General features: G+C 58.2%; 1 protein-coding gene. It reads right to left on the bottom strand.

Annotated elements, in window-relative coordinates:
• Nucleotides 1-76: 76 nt before the first annotated feature.
• Entirely contained in the window at nt 77-1,588 is a 1,512-nt protein-coding gene (ltrA, locus tag EV665_RS32025; protein ID WP_050746663.1) for a group II intron reverse transcriptase/maturase, read from the bottom strand.
• Nucleotides 1,589-2,255: the final 667 nt, after the last annotated feature.

Here is a 2,255-nt window from a genome sequence, read left to right as displayed (position 1 = left end):
GAGTGGAGTAAGAAGCGCGGATGCGCTTCTCCTCCCCGAACCGTACGTGCACCTTTCAGCGCATACGGCTCTCTATTCAACCTTGGCCCATGGCCATGGCAACATCACGATAGTTCGAGGTGACGGTGCTGCGCGTTTCGCTCCGGAAGATGTATGGATTGATCTCCGGATTCCGCCATCGGAACTGCGCCTTTGGACTCGATACCATTCGGCGCAGAGCCTTTCCGACACGGTTTCCACGTTCACTTCGTCCGTAAACGAGCCAGGTTTTTGCCTTGCCCGCCTCCGGCGCCCGATACCAGCTCCGCATCAAGGGTTTGATGCGTGACCGATATTTCCGCGCCAGCCAGTGCGCCAGTTTCCAGAACACGACATGGTCGATGCGCCGGAAGGTGCGTGCTGTGAAGTCGGTGAACTTGTAGAACGCCGCCCATCCCGCCAGTTGGCGGTTCAGGCGGTCCACCATGTCGACCTTGCCAACATCATGATTGCCGGAAAGGGCCTCGGTCAGTCTGCGAACAAACGCCTTGGCCTTTTCCTTGGGTATCGTCGTGACGACGGACATGTGCCCGTTCGGCCCTCGCTTTCGGATGATCCTATGCCCCAGAAAGACAAACCCGTCATCGACGTGGGTGATATGGGTCTTTTCCATATTCAACGTCAGCTTCAGGCGGTCTTCCAGAAAGGCCCGGCATTCCTCGCGGATTTCTTCGGCATGGACCTTCGTCCCTTTGACGATGACGACGAAGTCATCGGCATAGCGACAATAGGCAATCGCAGGTTTCCATTGCCGGTTCTCTCGAACCGTTATGGGGCGTCCCTGCTGAATGCCGAAGTTCCATGCCCAGCGATCCTTACGGGCTTTCCTATTCAGGTATTTCGCCTCCAGCCATGCATCAAACTCATGGAGCATGATGTTGGACAGGAGCGGCGACAGCACGCCGCCTTGCGGAACACCCTCGCTGGACGCCATGAACAGACCACGATCAATATGGCCTGCCTTCAGGATTCGCCAGAGAAGATCGACAAACCGTCCGTCCCGCACCCGCCGCCGTACGCATTGCAGAAGCAGCCGATGATGAACGGTGTCGAAGTAGCTCGCCAGATCACCTTCGATGATCCAGCGTCCCTTCGTGCCACCGCCATCCTGAAGCTGTATCTTCACGGTGCGGACAGCATGATGCACACTGCGTTCCGGCCGGAAGCCATAGGACAGGCGATGGAAGTCGCTCTCCCATATCGGCTCCATGGCCATCAGCATGGCACGTTGGACAATGCGGTCTGTCAGGGTCGGTATACCCAGCGGTCGTAGCTTGCCATTGGCTTTCGGGATATAGATTCGCTTGACCGGCTTCGGGCGATAGGTCCCCTTCAGCAGGTTTGTCCGCAGGTCGGCCAGATGGCGATCCAGCCCGGCCTGCATCCGTCGCTTATCCATTCCGTCAATGCCCGGAGTTCGTGCGCCACTCGACGCCAGAACTCTCCGGGCGGCTTCGGCAAGCCATTCCCGGTCGGCAATGAGCCGAAGAAGACGATCGAACCGACGGTTCGGACCGGCCTCGGCCCATGTTGCGAGCTTGTGCTGCATTTCGCTGATTATCAAAGGTCTTCACCTCGTTTGGTCAGGTAGTTTGCACTCCAAGCAGATTGAACTGTTCCCCTTCGCCATGTGGCAGGCTTTCCCTGCCGCGGACTACTACGGGAACTCCGCCAGCATGATGGACATCAGGGTCAACTCCCTTGCGACGCGGTACATCGTGGGCATTCCATCATGCCTTCCCTCGTTCATATGCTGGACATTCCGCGCAGTGGGGAGGTTGCCGATCGCAGTCCTTGTCCTTGCGTCCCGCAAGTCGATGCCGCTGCCATGGTCTGACTGTGTTCTCCCCATGACTCCCTGCAGGCGACCTACATGTACGCCCACATTCGGATGCCGCCGACATACGTCTCCAGCGACCTCATCAGCATTTCGCCTGTTAAGCCGTGTAGGCGAAGGCGACATTTCAGCCCTCGGATGCGGATTAACCGGTTCGTGTTCCTCAACCTTCCAGTGCTACAGCCTCGGGAACCATCTCGGCGTAACGGCTTCGCCTCAATTCCCTTTACCTGCGGGCTACGTCACCCTGCCAGTTGACGACAGGTCACCGCCGCTTGGGCTCTTGCCCCCTCACAGCAGGGAGCAGGCATTCTTCAAAACCTCCTTTCTCAATGCATTCCAGTCATATGCACCCCGGTCTATCCGGGACGAGGCGCAC

It is taken from the genome of Shinella granuli (assembly GCF_004341885.1).
GTDB classification, from domain to species: Bacteria; Pseudomonadota; Alphaproteobacteria; order Rhizobiales; family Rhizobiaceae; genus Shinella; species Shinella granuli.
The sequence above is the reverse complement of the archived record's forward strand: the minus strand, read 5'-3'. Positions and strand labels throughout refer to the sequence as shown.

Coding starts and splice junctions, on each gene's coding strand:
- ltrA (WP_050746663.1), bottom strand. CDS start 1,588: ATGCAGCACAAGCTCGCAACATGGGCCGAGGCCGGTCCGAACCGTCGG.